The sequence below is a fragment of the Actinoplanes sp. NPDC048791 genome (genome assembly GCF_040650095.1).
Lineage (GTDB): Bacteria > Actinomycetota > Actinomycetes > Mycobacteriales > Micromonosporaceae > Actinoplanes.
On record NZ_JBEZGQ010001395.1, the window covers coordinates 1 to 1,770 of the forward strand.

Consider the following 1,770-nt stretch of genomic DNA (forward strand, 5'->3'; position numbering starts at 1 on the left):
GGCCGCCCGGGCGGGCGAGCTGCACGACGGCGAGCTGGTCCTGCTGGCCGGCTTCGGCGGCGGCATGTCGGTGGGCGCGGCGCTGCTGCGCTGGTACGGCAACTAGCGGCTCAGTTTCGCGCCGAGGAAGAAGATCCCCGGCTGCCCGCTGGTCTCGAAGCCCGCACTGCGGTTGCCGCGCAGGGCCGAGCCGGTGAGCGTGAGGGTGCCGGTGCGGTCGTTGCTGACGAAGAAGATGGCACCGCCACCCTCGTTGGCGTGGTTGTCGCGGATCACGGTGTCCCGGACCGTGACGGCGAACGCGTTGCCGTCGGTGTAGATCGCCCCGCCCGAGCCACCGCCGGGGGTGCCGCCGCGGGCCGGGTTGGCGCCCCGGCCGACCGCCTTGTTGCCGGTGAAGACGCTGTTCAGCACGGTCCACGAGACGCCGATGCTGCTCAGCGCGCCGCCGTTGGAGCAGCGGCCGCCGGTGAACGTGCTGTGCACGACGTACACCGGTTGCGACTGGGAGAGCACACGGATCGCCGCGCCGCCGAGGTCCTGGCCCGTACCGTCGCAGCGGTTGGCCGTGAAGCGGGAGTTGACCACCTTCAGCCGGCCGCCGCGGACGAAGATCGCGCCCCCGCCGCCGCCCTCGGCGGTCTCGCCGGTGGCGTCGCCACCGGTGAAGGTCAGGTTCTGCACGGTGAGCCGGGGCGTGGCCTGGTCCTGGCAGTGCGAGGTGGTGAAGCGCTGGGCCTCGTCGCAGGTGTTCTGGTAGAGGATGCGCCGCTTGCCGCCGCCGCTGAGGGTGACCCGGCCACCGCCGTCGAGCACCACGGCCGGACCGTGGTCGTTGCGGACCTTGGCCGTGGCGTGCATGGTGATCGTCACCGGCGCCGGCCCGCAGTCGAAGGTGATCACCCCGCCGGCCGCGACAGCCGCCACCACGGCGGCCGACGTGCAGCTCGCGGGTGTGCCCCGGCCGACGACCCGGTCGGGCTTGCGGGTGTCCTCCGCCCGGGCCACGGCCGGCACCGCGGCGTCACCGTCGGGGTTGCCCGGGCTCGGCAGCGGCCGTGGCGGCTTCGGCTTCGGGGTCGGCGAGGCGGACGAGGGTGCCGGGGCTGCGGCGGCTGAGGGGGCCGCGGAAGCCGGCGCCGGCGCGGAAGCCACCGGGGCCGGCGCTGTGGGCGGGGTGTCACCGGTGCAGCCCGCCAGGGTGAAGGCGCAGGTCACGGTCAGGGCGAGGGCAAGCGGGAAGCGCACCGCACGATGCTAAGTGGCAGCATGACTGCGGAACAGCCGGGCCGGGTTGTCGATTCGCGGCCGGCTGAAACGTCGCAGTGGTGATCGGGCCCGCACGGGGTCCCGCGCGAACGGAAGACCGACATGGCGAAGTACCTGGTCCTGATCTACGGCGACGAGCAGGAATGGGCGAACACCGGGCCGCAGGAACGCGCCCGGATCGAGGCCGGCCACCGACGGTTCGCGGCCACGGCCGGGGCCGCGGTGACCGGCGGGCACGAGCTGATGCCGCCCGGCACGGCGACCAGCCTGCGGCAGGGGCCGGCGGGGCCGACAGTCACCGACGGCCCGTTCCTGGAGAGCAAGGAGGTGCTCGGCGGCTTCTACGTGCTCGAGGCGGCCGACCTCGACGCGGCGATCGCCCTGGCCGGCCTGCTGCCGGAGGTGGCCGCGAGCCACAGCGGGGTGGAGATCCGGCCGATCCGGGAGAACAACTGACCCCCGAGGGCGTCCGTGAGGCCGTCGCGGACGCGCACCGTCGCG

General features: G+C 74.4%; 3 protein-coding genes. 2 read left to right on the forward strand and 1 reads right to left on the reverse strand.

Features of this window, described 5'->3' with window-relative positions; all coding sequences use genetic code 11:
• The coding region (locus tag AB0C29_RS46695) for a 3-oxoacyl-[acyl-carrier-protein] synthase III C-terminal domain-containing protein (protein WP_360834599.1) at positions 1-106 on the forward strand (106 nt) is incomplete at its 5' end.
• On the opposite strand, the gene AB0C29_RS46700 is transcribed toward AB0C29_RS46695, so the two are convergent.
• On the reverse strand, positions 103-1,248 hold the full coding sequence (locus AB0C29_RS46700; RefSeq protein WP_360834595.1) for a hypothetical protein: 1,146 nt from the start codon (positions 1,246-1,248) through the stop codon (positions 103-105). The genes AB0C29_RS46695 and AB0C29_RS46700 overlap by 4 nt on opposite strands.
• A gap of 123 nt (positions 1,249-1,371) precedes the next feature.
• On the opposite strand from AB0C29_RS46700, the gene AB0C29_RS46705 reads away from it, so the two are divergent.
• Positions 1,372-1,725 (forward strand): YciI family protein, encoded by a 354-nt coding sequence (locus AB0C29_RS46705; protein ID WP_360834597.1) that lies wholly within the window; start codon positions 1,372-1,374, stop codon positions 1,723-1,725.
• The last annotated feature ends 45 nt before the right edge of the window (positions 1,726-1,770 follow it).

Excerpts from the sequence above, each read along its gene's own strand:
- AB0C29_RS46705 (WP_360834597.1), top strand. The coding sequence starts at position 1,372 with ATGGCGAAGTACCTGGTCCTGATCTACGGCGACGAGCAGGAATGGGCG.